Origin of the sequence: Stenotrophomonas sp. I18B00994, from assembly GCF_014145825.1 — a bacterium.
Classification (GTDB): Bacteria; Pseudomonadota; Gammaproteobacteria; order Xanthomonadales; family Xanthomonadaceae; genus Stenotrophomonas; species Stenotrophomonas maltophilia.
Genome location: NZ_JACIUW010000004.1, coordinates 143,194 through 158,808 on the forward strand (window position 1 = coordinate 143,194; position 15,615 = coordinate 158,808).

Annotated in this window: 19 protein-coding genes, 2 tRNA genes and 1 pseudogene; 9 read left to right on the forward strand and 13 right to left on the reverse strand. The window is 66.2% G+C overall.

Annotation, left to right across the window (positions count from 1 at the left end; genetic code table 11):
• Positions 1–21: 21 nt before the first annotated feature.
• The gene (locus H4O10_RS05985) at positions 22–714 is read right to left on the reverse strand and encodes an aspartate/glutamate racemase family protein (protein ID WP_049452540.1); all 693 of its coding nucleotides are present in this window, start codon (positions 712–714) and stop codon (positions 22–24) included.
• Positions 715–799: 85 nt separating this feature from the next.
• Between H4O10_RS05985 and H4O10_RS05990 the strand changes: the two genes are divergently transcribed.
• From H4O10_RS05990 to H4O10_RS06010, 5 genes are all read left to right on the forward strand, one after another.
• Positions 800–1,111, forward strand: a complete 312-nt coding sequence (locus H4O10_RS05990) for a metalloregulator ArsR/SmtB family transcription factor (RefSeq protein ID WP_033833241.1) — start codon at positions 800–802, stop codon at positions 1,109–1,111.
• Complete coding sequence (locus H4O10_RS05995; RefSeq protein WP_033833233.1) at positions 1,111–1,461, forward strand: polyketide cyclase; 351 nt, start codon at positions 1,111–1,113, stop codon at positions 1,459–1,461. The genes H4O10_RS05990 and H4O10_RS05995 overlap by 1 nt, the downstream gene beginning before the upstream one ends.
• A 37-nt stretch (positions 1,462–1,498) precedes the next feature.
• Positions 1,499–2,107 (forward strand): ATP-dependent Clp protease proteolytic subunit, encoded by a 609-nt coding sequence (locus H4O10_RS06000; protein ID WP_033833232.1) that lies wholly within the window; start codon positions 1,499–1,501, stop codon positions 2,105–2,107.
• Positions 2,108–2,206: 99 nt separating this feature from the next.
• Positions 2,207–2,848 (forward strand): LysE family translocator, encoded by a 642-nt coding sequence (locus tag H4O10_RS06005; protein ID WP_049402321.1) that lies wholly within the window; start codon positions 2,207–2,209, stop codon positions 2,846–2,848.
• Positions 2,849–2,942: 94 nt separating this feature from the next.
• On the forward strand, positions 2,943–3,116 hold the full coding sequence (locus tag H4O10_RS06010) for a DUF1328 domain-containing protein (protein WP_005410424.1): 174 nt from the start codon (positions 2,943–2,945) through the stop codon (positions 3,114–3,116).
• A 22-nt stretch (positions 3,117–3,138) separates the two neighbouring features.
• Here H4O10_RS06010 and H4O10_RS06015 read toward each other — a convergent pair whose 3' ends face one another.
• From H4O10_RS06015 to H4O10_RS06030, 4 genes are all read right to left on the reverse strand, one after another.
• A complete protein-coding gene (locus H4O10_RS06015; RefSeq protein ID WP_005410423.1) occupies positions 3,139–3,471 on the reverse strand; it encodes an SMR family transporter in 333 nt (110 codons plus the stop codon).
• 13 nt (positions 3,472–3,484) lie between these two features.
• Positions 3,485–4,057 (reverse strand): TetR/AcrR family transcriptional regulator, encoded by a 573-nt coding sequence (locus tag H4O10_RS06020; protein WP_049452580.1) that lies wholly within the window; start codon positions 4,055–4,057, stop codon positions 3,485–3,487.
• An 88-nt stretch (positions 4,058–4,145) separates the two neighbouring features.
• Positions 4,146–4,379, reverse strand: coding sequence for a DUF1653 domain-containing protein (locus tag H4O10_RS06025; RefSeq protein ID WP_005410421.1), 234 nt, complete (start codon positions 4,377–4,379; stop codon positions 4,146–4,148).
• A gap of 12 nt (positions 4,380–4,391) precedes the next feature.
• On the reverse strand, positions 4,392–4,676 hold the full coding sequence (locus H4O10_RS06030; protein WP_005410420.1) for a hypothetical protein: 285 nt from the start codon (positions 4,674–4,676) through the stop codon (positions 4,392–4,394).
• A 403-nt stretch (positions 4,677–5,079) separates the two neighbouring features.
• Here H4O10_RS06030 and H4O10_RS06035 point away from each other — a divergent pair, with 403 nt between their 5' ends.
• The 3 genes and pseudogenes from H4O10_RS06035 (at position 5,080) to H4O10_RS06045 (ending at position 6,356) form a co-directional block, all read left to right on the forward strand.
• Positions 5,080–5,286 carry a hypothetical protein gene (locus H4O10_RS06035; RefSeq protein WP_005410418.1) on the forward strand — a complete coding sequence of 69 codons (207 nt, stop codon included), beginning with the start codon at positions 5,080–5,082 and terminating at the stop codon, positions 5,284–5,286.
• A 130-nt stretch (positions 5,287–5,416) separates the two neighbouring features.
• Positions 5,417–5,984, forward strand: a pseudogene (locus H4O10_RS06040) (DUF3011 domain-containing protein).
• Between the two features lie 168 nt (positions 5,985–6,152).
• The gene (locus tag H4O10_RS06045) at positions 6,153–6,356 is read left to right on the forward strand and encodes a hypothetical protein (RefSeq protein ID WP_005410416.1); all 204 of its coding nucleotides are present in this window, start codon (positions 6,153–6,155) and stop codon (positions 6,354–6,356) included.
• 153 nt (positions 6,357–6,509) lie between these two features.
• On the opposite strand, the gene dxs is transcribed toward H4O10_RS06045, so the two are convergent.
• From dxs to H4O10_RS06080, 7 genes are all read right to left on the reverse strand, one after another.
• Positions 6,510–8,417, reverse strand: a complete 1,908-nt coding sequence (dxs, locus tag H4O10_RS06050; RefSeq protein ID WP_049452581.1) for a 1-deoxy-D-xylulose-5-phosphate synthase — start codon at positions 8,415–8,417, stop codon at positions 6,510–6,512.
• A 105-nt stretch (positions 8,418–8,522) separates the two neighbouring features.
• Positions 8,523–9,188, reverse strand: a complete 666-nt coding sequence (locus H4O10_RS06055; RefSeq protein WP_005410414.1) for an HNH endonuclease — start codon at positions 9,186–9,188, stop codon at positions 8,523–8,525.
• Positions 9,189–9,823: 635 nt separating this feature from the next.
• Positions 9,824–11,614, reverse strand: a complete 1,791-nt coding sequence (locus H4O10_RS06060) for an acyl-CoA dehydrogenase C-terminal domain-containing protein (RefSeq protein WP_049402547.1) — start codon at positions 11,612–11,614, stop codon at positions 9,824–9,826.
• 65 nt (positions 11,615–11,679) lie between these two features.
• Positions 11,680–12,156, reverse strand: coding sequence for an LEA type 2 family protein (locus tag H4O10_RS06065; protein WP_049454125.1), 477 nt, complete (start codon positions 12,154–12,156; stop codon positions 11,680–11,682).
• 169 nt (positions 12,157–12,325) lie between these two features.
• On the reverse strand, positions 12,326–12,877 hold the full coding sequence (locus H4O10_RS06070; RefSeq protein WP_049454127.1) for a lipocalin family protein: 552 nt from the start codon (positions 12,875–12,877) through the stop codon (positions 12,326–12,328).
• Between the two features lie 193 nt (positions 12,878–13,070).
• Positions 13,071–13,146 (reverse strand) — tRNA-Phe (locus H4O10_RS06075).
• A gap of 73 nt (positions 13,147–13,219) precedes the next feature.
• A tRNA-Phe gene (locus H4O10_RS06080) sits at positions 13,220–13,295 on the reverse strand.
• A 336-nt stretch (positions 13,296–13,631) separates the two neighbouring features.
• Between H4O10_RS06080 and H4O10_RS06085 the strand changes: the two genes are divergently transcribed.
• Complete coding sequence (locus tag H4O10_RS06085; protein WP_049454413.1) at positions 13,632–14,657, forward strand: NADP-dependent oxidoreductase; 1,026 nt, start codon at positions 13,632–13,634, stop codon at positions 14,655–14,657.
• Positions 14,658–14,694: 37 nt separating this feature from the next.
• Here H4O10_RS06085 and H4O10_RS06090 read toward each other — a convergent pair whose 3' ends face one another.
• Positions 14,695–15,537 (reverse strand): methylated-DNA--[protein]-cysteine S-methyltransferase, encoded by an 843-nt coding sequence (locus H4O10_RS06090; protein WP_049454406.1) that lies wholly within the window; start codon positions 15,535–15,537, stop codon positions 14,695–14,697.
• Between the last annotated feature and the right edge of the window lie 78 nt (positions 15,538–15,615).

The following is a 15,615-nucleotide window of genomic DNA, read 5'->3' on the forward strand; positions in this document are numbered from 1 at the left end:
CGTGCTCCTGCGCGCATTGATTCAAGCCAGGGCCGTGTCCACGGCGGCCCGCGCATGCAGGGCGGTGGTATCGAACAGCGGCACTGCACTGTCCTCCGAACGTACCAGCAGCATGATCTCGGTGCAGCCAAGAATGATTGCTTCGGCACCGCGCGCCACCAGTCGCGCGATCACGCCGGCATAGACCTGCCGTGAGTGCTCGCTGACCACACCAGCGATCAACTCCTGGTAGATGATGTCGTGCACGCTGCGACGATCATCGGCTTCGGGTACCAGCACCTCCAGTCCGAAGCGATCCTGCAGCCGGCCGCGGTAGAAGTCCTGTTCCATGGTGAAGGCGGTGCCGAGCAGGCCCACCTTGCGTGCGCCTGCCTGCACGATGGCCTGGGCGGTGGGGTCGGCGATATGCAGCAGCGGCAGCGTGCAGGCCGCCTCGATGCGATCGGTCAGCTTGTGCATGGTATTGGTGCAGATCAGCAGCAGGTCGGCGCCGCCCGCCTGCAGGCGCCGCGCGCCATCGACCATGTGGTCACCCAGGGTGTCCCAGTCGCCCTCGTGCTGCAGCTGCTTGATGCCGGCGAAATCCACCGACCACAGCAGCAGCTGTGCCGAGTGCGCACCGCCGAGCCGCCGCCGTACCTCCTCGTTGATGAGCCGGTAGTACTGGGCCGAGCTTTCCCAGCTCATGCCGCCGATCAGGCCGAGAGTCTTCATGCACAGCTCCATGCCAGGAGTTGCTATTGCAGCACAGGCAGCGGGTGAGTTGCACTACACATTAGTGTTTGCTAATGTGTTGATCATGATCGAGAACGCCCTGTTCAAGGCGCTGGCCGACCCCACCCGGCGCCATATCTTCGAAAAGCTGGCCCAGGGGGGGCAGCATGCCAGCGCGCTGCGCGAGGGCATGGCGATCAGCCAGTCTGCGATGTCCCAGCACCTGGCGGTGCTGCGCGATGCTGGGCTGGTGAGCGAACAACGCCAAGGGCGCTTCGTCCACTACGAGGTCGATCCGCGCGGACTGGCCCACATCGGCAACTGGCTGCAGCGCTACCGGGCCTACTGGCCCGCGCGTATGGATGCCTTGCAGGATCTGCTGAAGGAGATGGACTGATGGACGATGTTCTGAACGAAGCGGCTCCTGCGTTGGTGATGGAGCAGTGGCTGCCAGCGCCACCGGAACAGGTCTGGCGCGCACTGTTCGACCCTGCGCTGCGTGAGCGTTGGTTGCCTGCGGCCGATCTTGCCGATTCGCAGCCCTGCTTGTGCGAGGAGGGGCGGGAGCTGGGGTTCCACCTGCGAGATGCGCAGCCCCCGCATCTGCACAGCCTGGTGTGTTTCCGGCTGCGCGCGGATGACGGTGGGGGGACGGTGCTGACCATTGTGCATCGGCTCAGCGACCTGCGCGCGCTGCTGCCGTTGGCCGCCAACGATGAGCATCGCACGGTGATGCGCGCGGCTTGAACGGGCGCCAGGGTCGAACGCTACAGGGAGCAGGCACATGCGGGACAGAATGCAGCTGGTACCAATGGTGGTGGAGCGCAGCGAGCGCGGTGAGCGCTCCTATGACATCTACTCGCGGCTCCTGCGTGAGCGCATCATCTTTCTCAACGGCGAAGTCGATGACACTGTGTCGGCGCTGGTCTGCGCGCAGCTGCTGTTCCTGGAATCGGAAAACCCGGAGAAGCCGATCCATCTGTACATCAACTCGCCGGGTGGGGTGATCTCCAGCGGCCTGGCGATGTACGACACCATGCAGTACATCTCGGCCCCGGTGCATACGCTGTGCATGGGCACTGCGCGGTCGATGGGTTCTTTTCTGCTGATGGCCGGCGAGCCGGGACACCGTGCGGCGTTGGCCAATGCCAGCCTGCATGTGCACCAGCCGCTGGGCGGGGTGCAGGGCCAGGCTTCGGACATCTTCATCCACGCCGAGGAAATGCAGCGCACCAAGCAGCGCATCACCCGGCTGTATGCGCAGCATTGCGGACGCAGTGTCGTGGAGGTCGAGCAGACCCTGGATCGCGATCGTTTCATGAGTGCCGAGCAGGCATGCGAATGGGGATTGATCGACCAGGTACTGGTACGGCGCGACGCACTCGCGGCCTGAGCCTGCCTCTGTAACCACCACATCCATGCTGCGCTGTGTGTGCCGCGGCAGGCCCGGCGCACTCTATGCTGGTTGGATCTTCTGAAGTGGATGTGCGCTATGGCCCTGCATACCTGGTGGTGGTTCCTCGCCACGGTGTTCGTTCTGTGCGGTACGCCGGGGCCGAACATGCTGCATATCCTCGGCCGCAGCGTCGGGTTGGGGTTCCGTGGCAGTGTGCCGGCGATGGCCGGCTGCCTGCTGGCGATGCTGCTGGTGCTGGTGGCCTCCGCAGCAGGCCTGAGTGCGCTGCTGCATTCCTCGCCGATGCTGTTCGAGGTGCTGCGTTATCTGGGCGTGGCCTATCTGGCCTGGCTGGGCCTGAAGGCATGGCGTGACAGTTGCCGGCCGGCACCGCCGGTGACGGTCGATGCTACGCCGCCGGTTGCGGCCTCGCTGGGCGCGTGGAAGGTGTTCCGTGGTGGCCTTCTGGTGGGCCTGAGCAATCCCAAGCTGCTGCTGTTCGCGGCGGCGTTCCTGCCGCAGTTCGTCGACCCATCACGCGGCCAGGCGCTGCAGTACAGCGTGCTGGTGGCCACCTTCGCCGCGTGCGAACTGTTCTGGTACGTGATGTATGCGGCCGGTGGCCATGGCCTTCGCCGCTGGTTGGCCAAGCCGTTTGCGCGACGCTGGTTCGAGCGCCTGGTGGGCAGCGTGTTCCTGGCGTTTGCCGTCGCGCTGCTGCGCTTCCGTCCGCGCTGATTCACGCCGCGCACGCGGCCTGTTCACGATTGCCGCATCGGCCACGGCCTAGCCTGACCATCCAGTACGCAGTCCCCGCGGGGAAAGGTTTGACATGATCAAGTGGGCCATCATCTTCGCCGTCATCGGTGTGATCGCAGGCGTGCTCGGCTTCGGTGGCATTGCCGGTGCCGCGGTCGGTATCGCCAAGTTCCTGTTCTGGGCCGGCATCATCATCGCCGTGGTGCTGTTCCTGCTCGGCATGACCGTAGCGAAGAAGGTCAGCTAGCGTTGATCGCGCAGCAGTGTGCTCAGTGCGCACTGCTGCGCGAGAACAGGTTGATCACCAGTACGCCGGCGCAGATCAGGCCGATGCCGATCAACGCCGGTGCATCCAGGCGCTGCTTGAACACCACCAGCCCGATCAGTGAGATCAGCACGATGCCGACGCCGGACCAGATTGCGTAGGCGATGCCGGTCGGGATCGACTTCATGGTCATCGACAGCAGGTAGAAGCACAGCCCGTAGCCGACCAGTGCGCCCAGTGTCGGCGCCAGCCGGCTCATGCCGTCGGATGCCTTCAGCAGTGACGTGGCAATCACTTCCAGCACGATGGCGGCGGCAAGGTAGAGGTAGGGATTCATCGAGCGCTCCAGCTCACTGCGGGTCGCACAGTTTCAGGGCCTGTTCGGCCATGGCCAATGCATTGGCACGTTCTTCCTCGTCCAGCGGACGCCCGTAGGCCGTGGCCCAGTAGCCATCGGCAGCGCAGCGCGCCGCGTACAGCCGCGGGTCGCCGGCTTCGCCAGGGAACTGGGCCAGCATCGCGCGCTTCCAGTTGCGCCAGTGCGCAAGCAGGCCCGGTTCCATCAGGTTGCCCAAGGTCAGGCCGATGTCGTTGTCCTGCTCCTGCTGCAGCAGATGCTCGAAGTTGGCCTGCACATAGGCGCGGCTGAAACGGCCATGGCCTTCGGGGTTTTCCTGCAGCAGGGCGCGCACGCGCGCTTCGAATTCTCCAATCAGCGCTCCGATGGCTTCATCCACCAGCACCTGCTTGCTGCTGAAATGATGGAACAACGCACCCTTGCTGACACCGGCGGCCTGCGCGACGTCCTGCACGGTCAGCGCGGCCAGGCCGTTACGGCCGATCACTTCAATGGTGGCCTGCAGCAGTGACTGGCGCACGCTGTCGGGCGCCTTGCGGCGCGAACGGGAGGGGGATGCGGACATGGCGGGAAGAAACCGACTGGACGGTACGATTGTAACGCAGGCCCGCCGCGTTACCGCGCGCTGCCGGCCATGGCCGGCAGCGGAACCCTCATGCGTCGACGCGGGCGAAACGCGGTTGCGGTCCGTGCTCGCCGGGCACCTGCTCGACGAACATGGCGTACGGGCGTACCCACAGGCCACCTTCGCCATACAGCGCGCGGTACAGCACCATCGGCTGCAGGGTCTCGCTGCTGCGGACGATGTCGAGCACTTCGTACTCGCCGCCCTTGAAGTGGCGGTAGCGGCCTGGGGCCAGGGTGGGGAGCGGACTCAGCTCAGCCATGGGTGGCGCGACTCACTTGCGCGCCGGGCTGGCCGGCTTCGCGCAGTAGGCATCGATGGCTTCGGCAGTGTTGGCCAGGCCCTGTGCCTGCGCCAGTTCCCACGGACGTTCGCAACGCTGGCTGTGCTCGCACCACTGGTAGCCGGCCGAACCGATGCAACCGTGGGCATCGCGGTCGCCACCGACCTTCGGCGTGGCGGGCGAAGTGGCCGCCGTATCGGCACGCGCAGCGGCCTGATGCTGGTTGGCACAGGCGGACAGCACCAGCAGGGCTGGAATCAGAAGAAGCGCTTTCATCGGGCGGGCTCTGTGCCTAAAGCGACAGTGTCTGTCGCAAATAGCCCTGCAGCAAGCGCTCAGTGCATGGCGGCGCGGATCAGTTCCTCGATCAGCACGAGGTAGCTGGCCACGAAATAGAACTTCAGCAGCGTCCAACGCTGCTGCGAGAAGAAGGTGCGCATGTGGAAGGGGCCCCTGTTGATGACGGTAGTGTGAAGCCCGGCTGACTCCGTGACAAGAATCACGGAATGAACAGGCTAAACGGACTCAGGGATGTGAGGGCAGGCAAGGGCTGACCAGAGGGCGCGGCATTTTCGTACAAATCTGATGGGCCACCCCTGAGGTGATCGCTAGCCTGAAGGTGTACCGGCACGTGGACCGTCCGCCTGCCGTCGCATCCTTCCATCCACAGGAGCCCCTCATGGTCATTACCGTTCAACGCAACGCCCGGCACTGGTCCGTGCTGGATCCGCAGGTGCATGACGCAACCCGATATGCGCGGGGCGCCGAGGCTTTCGATGTCGCCGCGGCGCGGGCCCTCGAGCACCACCGTCGCACCGGCCAGCGCAGCACGGTGCGGGTCGAGGCGCTCGGCAGCGCGGTGGATGCCCTGCACGTAGGAGACTGACGCCGGTCGTTGCGTGCAGTCAGCTACGGTTGCGTTGTTTGAATGGGGAAAAACCGGCGTCACGCGCCCCCCTGTGCGCCGTGCCGGGAATCCCGGATGCTTGCGCCATCGTATTCATCTGGAGATCTCGATGGGCAAGGCACTCACCTGGCGTACCCTGGCCTGCACCCTGCACCCTGCTGCCGATGCTGGCGGCGGCGGGTGGCGCCCAGGCGCAGAGCTATGGCTACGGCTATGACGATGACCGCTACGGTGGCCGCGAAGGCAGCGGCATCGTGCGCTGCGAGTCGATCAAGAACCGTAGCAACGAGTGCCGTCTGGAGGGCCGCGCGCGGATGATCCGCCAGTTGTCCGGCTCGCCGTGCGTGGAAGGTGAGACCTGGGGCCAGTCGCGCTATGGCGTCTGGGTGACCCAGGGCTGCCGCGCCGAGTTCGTCGGCGAGTACCGTCGTGGCGGTGGCTGGGGCAATGGGGGGGGCTGGGGCAACGGCAACGGCAACGGTTGGGGCGGCGGTGAGGTGATCACCTGTCATTCCAATGGGCACCGCCAGGAGTACTGCGACGCCCGCATCCGCCGCGGCGTGCGCCTGGTTCGCCAGGATTCGCGCAGTGCCTGCATCGAGGGCCAGACCTGGGGCTGGGATCGTCGTGGCATCTGGGTCAGCGACGGCTGCCGGGCACAGTTCCAGGTGAACTGAGCGTGCCCCTCTAAAATCAGAAAAATCTGATACAGCTCACATTTTGAACTGTCGTATCTTCTGCGATCAGGGCATCTCTGTGTGTCCCTGATCTGTTGCGACGATGCCTGCCGTGATCGGCAGGAATGTCCCGCTACCGTCGATACGCTGCCTCAAGGAGTGAGCCGCATGTTGATCCGCCTGCAATGCGAACAGCGCCAATGGCGCGTGCTGCATCCGGACCGGCCGGAGCCGATCGATTTCCGCGACGGTGCCCGCGCCTTTGACTTCGCTGAAACCCTGGCGCGCCTGCACTTTGTCGATACCGGGCAGCGCGCCGCGGTGCGCGTGGAAGCCAGCGGCGCCTTCGTTGAAGCGGTCAGCTACGGCTGAGGGCGGGGGTGTCAGGCCAGATCCTGTTTCCGGGCCCCGCTATCCACGCATGGCGTGGATCTACCGCGGAACCGGGGTCGACCCACGCCATGCGTGGATGCAGACGCAAGGTAGATCCACGCCATGCGCGGATCCACTGGGTGGCAATCGGCCTCAGCCCGCCGCGCTCAGCGGCGGGGTACCTGTGGCCAGCTGCGGCCAACGCTTGAGCACGGCCGCACGGATGCCCGCGGCGTCGATGCCTGCTTCGGCCAGCAGGTCCTCGCGGCTGGCATGGTGCTGGTAGCTGTCGGGCAGGCCCAGGTGCAGGATCGGGCGCAGCACGCCTTCGGCATTGAGCAGCTCGCCGACGCCTGAACCGGCGCCACCGGCCACCACGTTGTCTTCGATCGTCACCAGGCCCTCGTGCTGGGCGGCGACAGCCAGCACCAGCTCGCGGTCCAGCGGCTTGATGAAACGCATGTTGACCACGCTCAGGCCCAGTTCGCGGCCAACCTGTTCGGCGGCGGCCACGGTGCTGCCGAAGGCGAGCAGGGCAATGCGGCTGCCCTGCAGGCGCAGTTCGCCTTTGCCGATCGGCAGGGTGGACAGGTCGCTGCCGGCTTCAACGCCGGTGCCGGTGCCGCGCGGGTAGCGCACGGCGGCCGGGCCCGGGTGCTGCAGGCCGGTGCTGAGCATCTGCCGGCACTCGGCTTCGTTGGACGGTGCCATCACCACCAGGTTGGGCACGCAGCGCAGGAAGCTCAGGTCGAGGTTGCCGGCATGGGTCGCACCGTCCGGGCCGACCACGCCGGCGCGGTCGATCGCGAACAGCACGTCCAGGTCCTGGATCGCCACGTCATGTACCAGCTGGTCGTACGCGCGCTGCAGGAAGGTCGAGTAGATCGCCACCACCGGCTTGCCACCCTGGGTGGCCATGCCGGCGGCGAGGGTGACCGCATGCTGCTCGGCAATCGCCACGTCGAAATAGCGCTGCGGGTATTCCTTGCTGAAACGCACCAGGCCGGAGCCTTCGCGCATCGCCGGGGTGATGCCGTACAGGCGGGGCTCGGCGGCGGCGGCATCGCACAGCCAGTCGCTGAACACATCGGTATAGGTCGGCTTCTTGGCACCGGCCTTGGCCACCAGGCCCTTGTCCGGATCGAACGGGCCCACGGCGTGGTAACCGATCTGGTCGCCTTCGGCCGGCTCGTAGCCCTTGCCCTTGGTGGTCATCACGTGCAGCAGCTTCGGGCCCTTGGAGGCGCGCAGCGTCTTCAGCGTGGACAGCAGGGCGGGCATGTCGTGGCCGTCGATCGGGCCGGTGTAGTGGAAGCCCATCTCCTCGAACATCGTGGACGGCACGAACATGCCCTTCCAGTGTTCTTCCCAGCGCTTCACGAAACGCGCCGGGTTGTTCTTCTTGTCACCGAGGATCTTCTTGCCGCCTTCGCGCAGCGCATTGAGCGTGCGGCTGCCGGTGGCACGGCCGAGCATCTTGGTCAGGCCGCCGACCGCCTCGGAGATCGACATGTTGTTGTCGTTGAGGATCACCAGCAGGTTCGGTTCCGGGTCCATGCCGCCGGCGTGCATCAGCGCTTCGAAGGCCATGCCGGCGGTCATCGCACCGTCACCGATCACCGCCACGATCTTGCGGTCGTCGCCTTCGGACTGGCGGGCAATGGCCATGCCGAGTGCCGCCGAGATCGAGGTGGAGGAGTGGCCGACGCCAAAGGTGTCGTATTCGCTCTCCTCGCGTTTCGGGAATGGCGCGACGCCGTCCTTCTGCTTGACGGTGTGGATCTGGTCGCGGCGCCCGGTCAGGATCTTGTGCGGGTAGGTCTGGTGACCGACGTCCCAGACCAGCTGGTCGACCGGAGTCTGGTACAGGTAGTGCAGGGCCACGGTGAGTTCGATCACGCCCAGGCCGGCGGCGAAGTGGCCACCGCTCTTGCCCACCGATTCGATGAGGTAGGCGCGCAGTTCGTCGGCAACCGCCCTCAGTTCGGATTCGTCGAACGTGCGCAGGTCATCCGGCGTCTGGATGCGCGCGAGGCGGGGATAGCGGGCAGAGTCGATCATCATGTTCGCACTTTTTCTGAATGCCCATTTTCGCCCTCAAACGGGGGTGGGGCAAGCAAACGCCGCCGTCCGTGACAGGACGGTGAGGGTTGCATTTTCAGGCGTTCAGGTGCTCAGTTTCGACCGCTTGGGCAATTGCGCCTTCAGGAAGGCCATCTGGTCGGCCAGGATGTTGCGGTTGGACAGGATCAGGTGCTCGATCCAGCTGGGCCGGTAGGGCACGGCCAGCAGCGGCATTCCGGCCTGCTGCGGGGTGCGGTCGCTCTTGCGCGAGTTGCAGTGGAAACAGGCGGTGACCACGTTTTCCCAGCAGTCCAGGCCGCCCTTGGACAGTGGCACGACGTGGTCGCGGGTGAGCGTGGGGCGGTTGAACTGCTGGCCGCAGTACATGCACAGGTGGGCGTCGCGGGCGAACAGGGCCGGGTTGGTCAGGTTCGGCGTGGGGTCGATCGCGCGGGAGCGGGCATGGCCGCGCGCGGCGATGATCGGGTGCAGGTCCATGCCGCTCTGCAGGCCGCTGAAGCGATTGGTGCCGCCGTGGATGTGCAGGCAGGGATCGCCCAGCGTCCAGGCCACCGCTTCGCGGGCGTAGAGGCACGCCGCATCCTGCCAGGTGATCCAGTCCAGTACGCGTCCGTGGGCATCAAGCGAGAGCAGCCGGACCGAACCGGGGCGATGCAGCGTCGTGGCGTTGGGCGATGCTTCGGCGCCCGGAGCAGAAAACGGAGCTCCGGCTTCGATCAGACCCAAGCGTGTAGTGTCTGTCTCCATCGGGAGAACAGCTTATACCTGAATGTTGACGATTTGTGTATCGCCTGTCGGCGATACGCAAATCGCAACGATTCAGGTCCGCGCATTCCTCCTATCCCCCCGCACCTGTCGGTGCGCCCCCTTTAGCAACCCAGCCCGCCGTTGGCGCGCTGGGTTGCGCGCGCATTCTTCTTAATCCCCGCGCGCTGTCGGCGCGCCCCCTTTAACAAAAGGGGGCTCTTCTCCAGAGGGATTTAGGGGGTTCTCATCCACGCGTGGCGTGGATCTACGCAGATCGCGGGGAACTGTCAGAGGCGGGGCGGTGTGGGTTGGCAGGACCGTTGGCGCCATGGGCCCGAGGCATGCCTCGGGCGGGTTGGGCAGGACGCCCCAACCCCGGTCTTGCCGTGTGCGCAGGACAGCGCACACGAGCAAGGCGCCATCGAGCCCCCAGGGGTGAGGGCGCTTTGCTTGCGAAGCACTGCTTCGCAAGCGCCCGAACGCACAGTCGCCAGCGGCTGGGCCGGATCGCGGAGCGGGGTTTACGGCGTGTCCTGCCAGCCCACACCGCCCCGCCATCCACCGGGATCCAGCTGTTGCTATTGCGGTTGCCGGCCAGCGGCCGGCGCTACCGCGGGTGCCGGGCGGCAGCCGGCTCAGGCGCCGAAGCGCTCGTCGTCCATCGTCATCAGCGGGGCGGCGCCGGACTGGATCGCGGCGGCGTGGCTGAGCGTGCGCGGCAGCACGCGGGCGAAGTAGAAGCGAGCGGTTTCGCGCTTGCCCTGGGCGAAGGCGGCGCCGTGCGCGCTGGCGTCGGCGGCGGCCACGCTGCGGGCCCACCAGTAGGCCAGTACCACGTAGCCCGAATAGAACAGGTAGTCGTAGCTGGCCGCACCCAGTTCGTCTGGATTGCCGGCCGCGCGCTGCAGCACGTCCAGGGTCAGCTTGCCCCATTCGGCGGCCTTGGCGCGCAGCGGGCCGATGAACTCGGCCAGCGATTCGTTGCCTTCATGCTCCTTGGCGAAGGCTTCGATCTCGGCCAGCATCAGCTTCAGGCCGGCGCCCTGGCTGGAGGCGGTCTTGCGGCCGATCAGGTCCAGCGCCTGGATGCCGGTGGTGCCTTCATACAGCGTGGTGATGCGCGCATCGCGGGCCAGCTGCTCCATGCCGTGTTCGCGGATATAGCCGTGGCCACCGAAGCACTGCAGGGCGTTGTAGGTGTTCTCGATGCCCCATTCGGTCTGGCAGGCCTTGGAGATCGGGGTCAGGAAGCTCACCAGGGTGTCGGCGCGCTCGCGCTCGGCGGCGTCCTCGGCGTGATGGGCAACGTCGATCAGGGTGGCGGCGTGCAGGGCCAGCAGGCGGCTGCCCTCGACCAGCGACTTCACCGTCAGCAGCATGCGGCGCACATCCGGGTGCACCAGGATCGGGTCGGCCGGCTTGTCCGGGAATTTCGCACCGCTCAGGGCGCGCGACTGCAGGCGTTCACGGCTGTACTTCAGTGCGTTCTGGTAAGCGCGCTCGGAAAGACCGATGCCCTGCAGGCCGACGCCCAGGCGCGCGGTGTTCATCATGGTGAACATGGCCTGCAGGCCCTTGTGCGGCTGGCCGACCAGGTAACCCTGCGCACCGTCGAAGTTCATCACGCAGGTGACCGAACCCTTGATGCCCATCTTGTGCTCGATCGAGCCGCAGCGCAGTGCGTTGCGCTCGCCGACAGTGCCCTCGCGGTCGACCTTGAACTTGGGCGTGACGAACAGCGAGATGCCCTTGGCGCCCGGAGGGGCGTCGGGCAGCTTGGCCAGCACCAGGTGCACGATGTTTTCGGTCAGGTCGTGCTCGCCGGCGGTGATGAAGATCTTGGTGCCGGTGATCGAGTAGCTGCCATCGGCGTTCGGCTCGGCCTTGGTCTTCAGCAGGCCCAGGTCGGTACCGCAGTGCGGCTCGGTCAGGCACATGGTGCCGGTCCAGCGGCCCTCGATCAGCGGCTTGAGGAAGGCCTCGTGCTGCCAGGCCTCGCCGTGCTGCTTCAGCGCTTCTATGGCGCCGTGCGAGAGCAGCGGGAAGTTGCCCCACGCCAGGTTGGCGGCGTTGATCATTTCGTTGAGCGGCACGCCAAGGGTGTGCGGCAGGCCCTGGCCACCCAGTTCCGGCGAGGCGGTCAGGCCGGTCCAGCCGCCATCGACGAACTGGTCGTAGGCCTGCTTGAAGCCGGGCGGGGTGGTCACTTCACCGGTGGCCTGGTCGAGCACGCAGCCGATCTCATCGCCAACGCTGTTGAGCGGGGCCAGCACGGTGGCGCTGAAACGGCCAGCTTCTTCCAGCACGGCATCGACCACGTCGGCGGTGGCGTCGGTGAAGCCCAGGCGGGCGAACAGGGGTTCGACCTTGAGCACGTCGTGCAGGGCGAAACGGAGGTCGGAAAGCGGGGCGGTGTAGCTGCTCATCGGTACGTCTCGATTTGATCAGGGCAGGGGAGAGCGGCGCCAGGCGCCGCGACGGAAGGTGGAAATCAGCGCAGCACGCCCGGCAGGCCCGGGGCCTGGTTGAGGGTGCTGCGGCTGCTGATATCGAAGCTGCGCTGCTTCTTTTCCTGCGGCGTGGCCGCGACCGTTCCCTTCAGGCCATAGGCCAGGGTGCGGTTGCCGGCCAGTGCATCGGCCACCACCAGGCGTGCGGCCGAACTGGGCACCAGGTCGACATTGATGACATCCGCGGAGGTGCCGCCGATGGAGATACCGGGCTTGGCCTGCAGGGTGCCGGCCTCGGCATCGCCGACGCTCAGCGCCAGCGACACATCATCGAAAGTCATCGGCATCGAGCTGAAGTTCTGCAGGCGCAGCGCCACGGTCCAGTTGCCGTCGGCGCGCACGGTCAGCTGCTGCAGGCTGGCCGCCGGTTCCGAAACACGCTTGACGATGCCGTTGCCACAGGCGGCAAGGGCGAGGGTGCTCAGGACGATCAAGGCGATACGGAAACGGTGGAGCATGGGCGCAGGTCCTCTGGAGGCGGTGCGTTGGAATAAGCATACTACGGCGTATGGTCGTTTGGATCGCCTGTGGCGAGCCGTCGCAGAGGGTAGCGCGTGAAGATGGCGGCGGGGCGTGCGCAGCGCTGGATCTTCGGGCGCACGGTGCGCGTACGGATTGAACTGCGGCTCAATCGGCGGGCGTATCGCGAAGCGGGGCCATCAGGCGCAGCGGGCGCAGGTCGTAGCCCATGGCTTCGGCTTTTTCCTTCAACTGCTCGAACCGGGCGCGGTCCATTTCCGGCAGGCGCGAGAGGATCCACAGGTATTTCCGGTCCGGTTCACCAACCAGGGCCCACTGGTAGTCCGGGTCCAGCGCCAGCACCCAGTAGTCGGCCCAGACCAGTGGCACCCAGCTCAGCCAGTCCGGAACGAAGCGCACCTGCAGTTGGCCGGGATGGCCAGCCACCGGGCGTGCAACGCCTTCGGCGATTACGCGTTCTCCGTCGGCGTTGCGGCAGGCATTGGTGACACTGATGCGGCCATCGCGGCGCAGCCCGTAGTTGGCGGTGATCTCGCCGACGCACTGCTTCTGGAATGACACCGGCAGGTGAGCGATCTCGTGCCATTGGCCTGCATAGCGGTCGATGTCCAGCGTGTCGACTGCACGCACCGGTTCGGCGGCGATCACCGGGGCGGCGGCCAGCAGCAGGCAGGCGAGCAGGGTGGGGTGCAATTGCATCGGCAGGCTCCGGCAGGAATCTGCAGCGTAGGTGCCGCGGCGGGTACCGGTGTAAATGTTTCGTCAACCAGACGGCGGTGGCCCGGCATGGATCGAGGCCATGGAAGGGGCCAGCGCCAGGTAGATCCACGCCATGCGTGGATGGCAGGCCGCACGCAAAAAAAAGACCTGCATTTCTGCAGGTCTCTGAAGATGGTGGCCGAAGACGGAATCGAACCGCCGACACGGGGATTTTCAATCCCCTGCTCTACCAACTGAGCTACTCGGCCAAATTGTGTGGCAACCGTGATCAAACCCGGTTTCCGGAAAAAAAAGACCCGCATTTCTGCAGGCCTTCGAAAGTGGTGGCCGAAGACGGAATCGAACCGCCGACACGGGGATTTTCAATCCCCTGCTCTACCAACTGAGCTACTCGGCCACATGTTTCGTTGCAGCGAGGTCGCTGCCAAGGACGCGTATATTACGGAGGTCGGCTGCCTTCGGCAAGCGTTTTGCCAAGATTTCTTCACATTGCCGTCTGTGGGCTCGCAAGTGCTTGATCCTCCGTTGTGGGGCGGGGGCGTGGTCAGTCGATCATCGTCTGCGGTGGAAATCAGCAGATCGCCGCGATCGCCAAAGCTGCAAGGGCAAGGGCTGCGCCGGACCCGCGCCGCGCCGGTCCATGGAACGCTGTTTTCATGGCCGTCGCCGGCAATCGTTGCGGCGTAGTGTCGGCATTCCTTTCCTGATGCTGGCAACGGCAGAGCCGGTCACCATGTCCGATTCCCTCGCTACCTCCCGTATCGTGCTGGCCTCGCGTCCGCAGGGCGCACCAAGCGCGGCCAACTTCCGCCTGGAACAGGCTGCGCTGCCGGCATTGGGGGATGGCGAAGTGCTGCTGCGCAACCGCTACCTGTCGCTGGACCCGTACATGCGTGGACGCATGGACGAGGGCCCCTCGTATGCCGCGCCGGTGGCGGTGGGCGCGGTGATGGAGGGCCAGACCGTGGCCGAAGTGCTGCGATCCAACGCCGAAGGTGTGGCGGTCGGAGATCTGCTGCTGGCGCCGGGTGGCTGGCAGACCCACGCAGTGCTGCCGGCCAAGGCATTGGGGCGCCGCCTGGACCCGGCCGGACTGCCGCTGAGTACCGCGCTGGGAGTATACGGCATGCCCGGCTTCACCGCCTATTCCAGCCTGCATGAAATCGCCCGTTTGAAGCCGGGTGAGACGCTGGTGGTGGCTGCCGCGACCGGACCGGTGGGCGCGACCGTGGCCCAGCTGGCCAAGCTGCAGGGCGCGCGCGTGGTCGCCATCGCCGGTGGCGAAGCCAAGCGTGCCTACCTGCAGACGCTGGGCGTGGACGTGGCGCTGGATCATCGCGCGGCTGATTTTGCCGATCAACTGCGCGCGGCGGTGCCTGCCGGCATCGACGTGTACTTCGAGAATGTCGGTGGCCATGTGCTGGATGCAGTGCTGCCGCTGCTCAACGACTTCGCCCGCATTCCGGTGTGCGGCACCATCGCCACCTACAACGAGCGGGGCATCGAGCAGCCCGGCCCGGACCGGTTGCCCGCACTGTTCAGCCAGATCCTGCGCCAGCGCCTGACCGTGCGTGGTTTCATCGTGCACGACTTCAACCACCTGTGGTCGGACTTCGACCGCGAGATGCGGCAGTGGCTGCGCGAAGGTCGCATCCAGTACCGCGAGGATGTGGTGGAAGGACTGGAGAATGCGCCGGAGGCGTTCTTTGGGCTGTTGCAGGGGCGCAACTTCGGCAAGCTGGTGGTGAAGCTGGATTGAGGGCTTGGCGGCGTGCCGACCAAGGTCGGCACCTGCTTCAGGCAGTCGTGGCCCTTTCCCGGCGCAGCAGTTCGCGCTTGCGCGCTACGCCCCACGCATAGCCGGACAGGTCGCCGTCGCGGCGTACGACCCGGTGGCAGGGCACCGCCACCGCCAGCGGGTTGCTCGCGCATGCGCGGGCCACCGCACGGCTCGAGCGCGGGGCGCCGATGCGCGCGGCGACATCCGCATATGACGCGGTCTGCCCGCGCGGAATCTGCTGCAGTGCCTGCCACACCCGTTGCTGGAACGCGGTGCCGCGGATATCCAGCGGCAGCGTGGCGCCGCGCGAAGGATCCTCGACCAGGCCCACCACCTGTGCCACCAGTTGCTCATAGCCCTGGTCGGCACCGACCAGTTCGGCCTGGCGGAAGCGTTGCTGCAATGACTGCAGCAGCGTCTCCGGATCGTCGCCGAGCAGGATCGCAACCACGCCGGTGGCACTGCTGGCCACCAGCACGCTGCCCAGTGAGCTTTCGGCAAGCGCGAAGTGGATGACTTCGCCGCGACCACCTGCGCGCCATTGCTTGGGCGTCATGCCCAGCAACTTCGGTGCGTTCTCGTAGAAGCGCCCACTGGAACCGAAGCCGGCATCGTGGAAGGCATCGGTGATGCGCTCCTGTTGTTCCAGTCCGGTGCGCAGGCGGTCGGCGCGCAGCGCGGCGGCGTATTGCTTGGGGGTCAGCCCGGTGGCCTGCTTGAACAGACGATGCAGGCGCGTTGGGCTGCAGCCGGCGATGTCGGCCAGCTCCTGCAGCGAAGGTTCGTCGAGGCTCGCCTGAAGGTGGCGGCAGACCCGTTCGACGCGGGCATCGAAGGCGGTGGTGGCGGTACTGTCCATGGCCGGATTCTGGCACGTGCCGGTGCTGCGGAAACTCCGTTTCCTGCACCGACGGGCCAGGCCCGGAAACGGAGTGTC

What these genes read in the sequence shown, in the direction of transcription:
- H4O10_RS05985 (WP_049452540.1), bottom strand. Translation starts at nt 714, where the DNA reads ATGAAGACTCTCGGCCTGATCGGCGGCATGAGCTGGGAAAGCTCGGCC.
- H4O10_RS05990 (WP_033833241.1), top strand. Translation starts at nt 800, where the DNA reads ATGATCGAGAACGCCCTGTTCAAGGCGCTGGCCGACCCCACCCGGCGC.
- H4O10_RS05995 (WP_033833233.1), top strand. Translation starts at nt 1,111, where the DNA reads ATGGACGATGTTCTGAACGAAGCGGCTCCTGCGTTGGTGATGGAGCAG.
- H4O10_RS06000 (WP_033833232.1), top strand. Translation starts at nt 1,499, where the DNA reads ATGCGGGACAGAATGCAGCTGGTACCAATGGTGGTGGAGCGCAGCGAG.
- H4O10_RS06005 (WP_049402321.1), top strand. Translation starts at nt 2,207, where the DNA reads ATGGCCCTGCATACCTGGTGGTGGTTCCTCGCCACGGTGTTCGTTCTG.
- H4O10_RS06010 (WP_005410424.1), top strand. Translation starts at nt 2,943, where the DNA reads ATGATCAAGTGGGCCATCATCTTCGCCGTCATCGGTGTGATCGCAGGC.
- H4O10_RS06015 (WP_005410423.1), bottom strand. Translation starts at nt 3,471, where the DNA reads ATGAATCCCTACCTCTACCTTGCCGCCGCCATCGTGCTGGAAGTGATT.
- H4O10_RS06020 (WP_049452580.1), bottom strand. Translation starts at nt 4,057, where the DNA reads ATGTCCGCATCCCCCTCCCGTTCGCGCCGCAAGGCGCCCGACAGCGTG.
- H4O10_RS06025 (WP_005410421.1), bottom strand. Translation starts at nt 4,379, where the DNA reads ATGGCTGAGCTGAGTCCGCTCCCCACCCTGGCCCCAGGCCGCTACCGC.
- H4O10_RS06030 (WP_005410420.1), bottom strand. Translation starts at nt 4,676, where the DNA reads ATGAAAGCGCTTCTTCTGATTCCAGCCCTGCTGGTGCTGTCCGCCTGT.
- H4O10_RS06035 (WP_005410418.1), top strand. Translation starts at nt 5,080, where the DNA reads ATGGTCATTACCGTTCAACGCAACGCCCGGCACTGGTCCGTGCTGGAT.
- H4O10_RS06045 (WP_005410416.1), top strand. Translation starts at nt 6,153, where the DNA reads ATGTTGATCCGCCTGCAATGCGAACAGCGCCAATGGCGCGTGCTGCAT.
- dxs (WP_049452581.1), bottom strand. Translation starts at nt 8,417, where the DNA reads ATGATCGACTCTGCCCGCTATCCCCGCCTCGCGCGCATCCAGACGCCG.
- H4O10_RS06055 (WP_005410414.1), bottom strand. Translation starts at nt 9,188, where the DNA reads ATGGAGACAGACACTACACGCTTGGGTCTGATCGAAGCCGGAGCTCCG.
- H4O10_RS06060 (WP_049402547.1), bottom strand. Translation starts at nt 11,614, where the DNA reads ATGAGCAGCTACACCGCCCCGCTTTCCGACCTCCGTTTCGCCCTGCAC.
- H4O10_RS06065 (WP_049454125.1), bottom strand. Translation starts at nt 12,156, where the DNA reads ATGCTCCACCGTTTCCGTATCGCCTTGATCGTCCTGAGCACCCTCGCC.
- H4O10_RS06070 (WP_049454127.1), bottom strand. Translation starts at nt 12,877, where the DNA reads ATGCAATTGCACCCCACCCTGCTCGCCTGCCTGCTGCTGGCCGCCGCC.
- H4O10_RS06085 (WP_049454413.1), top strand. Translation starts at nt 13,632, where the DNA reads ATGTCCGATTCCCTCGCTACCTCCCGTATCGTGCTGGCCTCGCGTCCG.
- H4O10_RS06090 (WP_049454406.1), bottom strand. Translation starts at nt 15,537, where the DNA reads ATGGACAGTACCGCCACCACCGCCTTCGATGCCCGCGTCGAACGGGTC.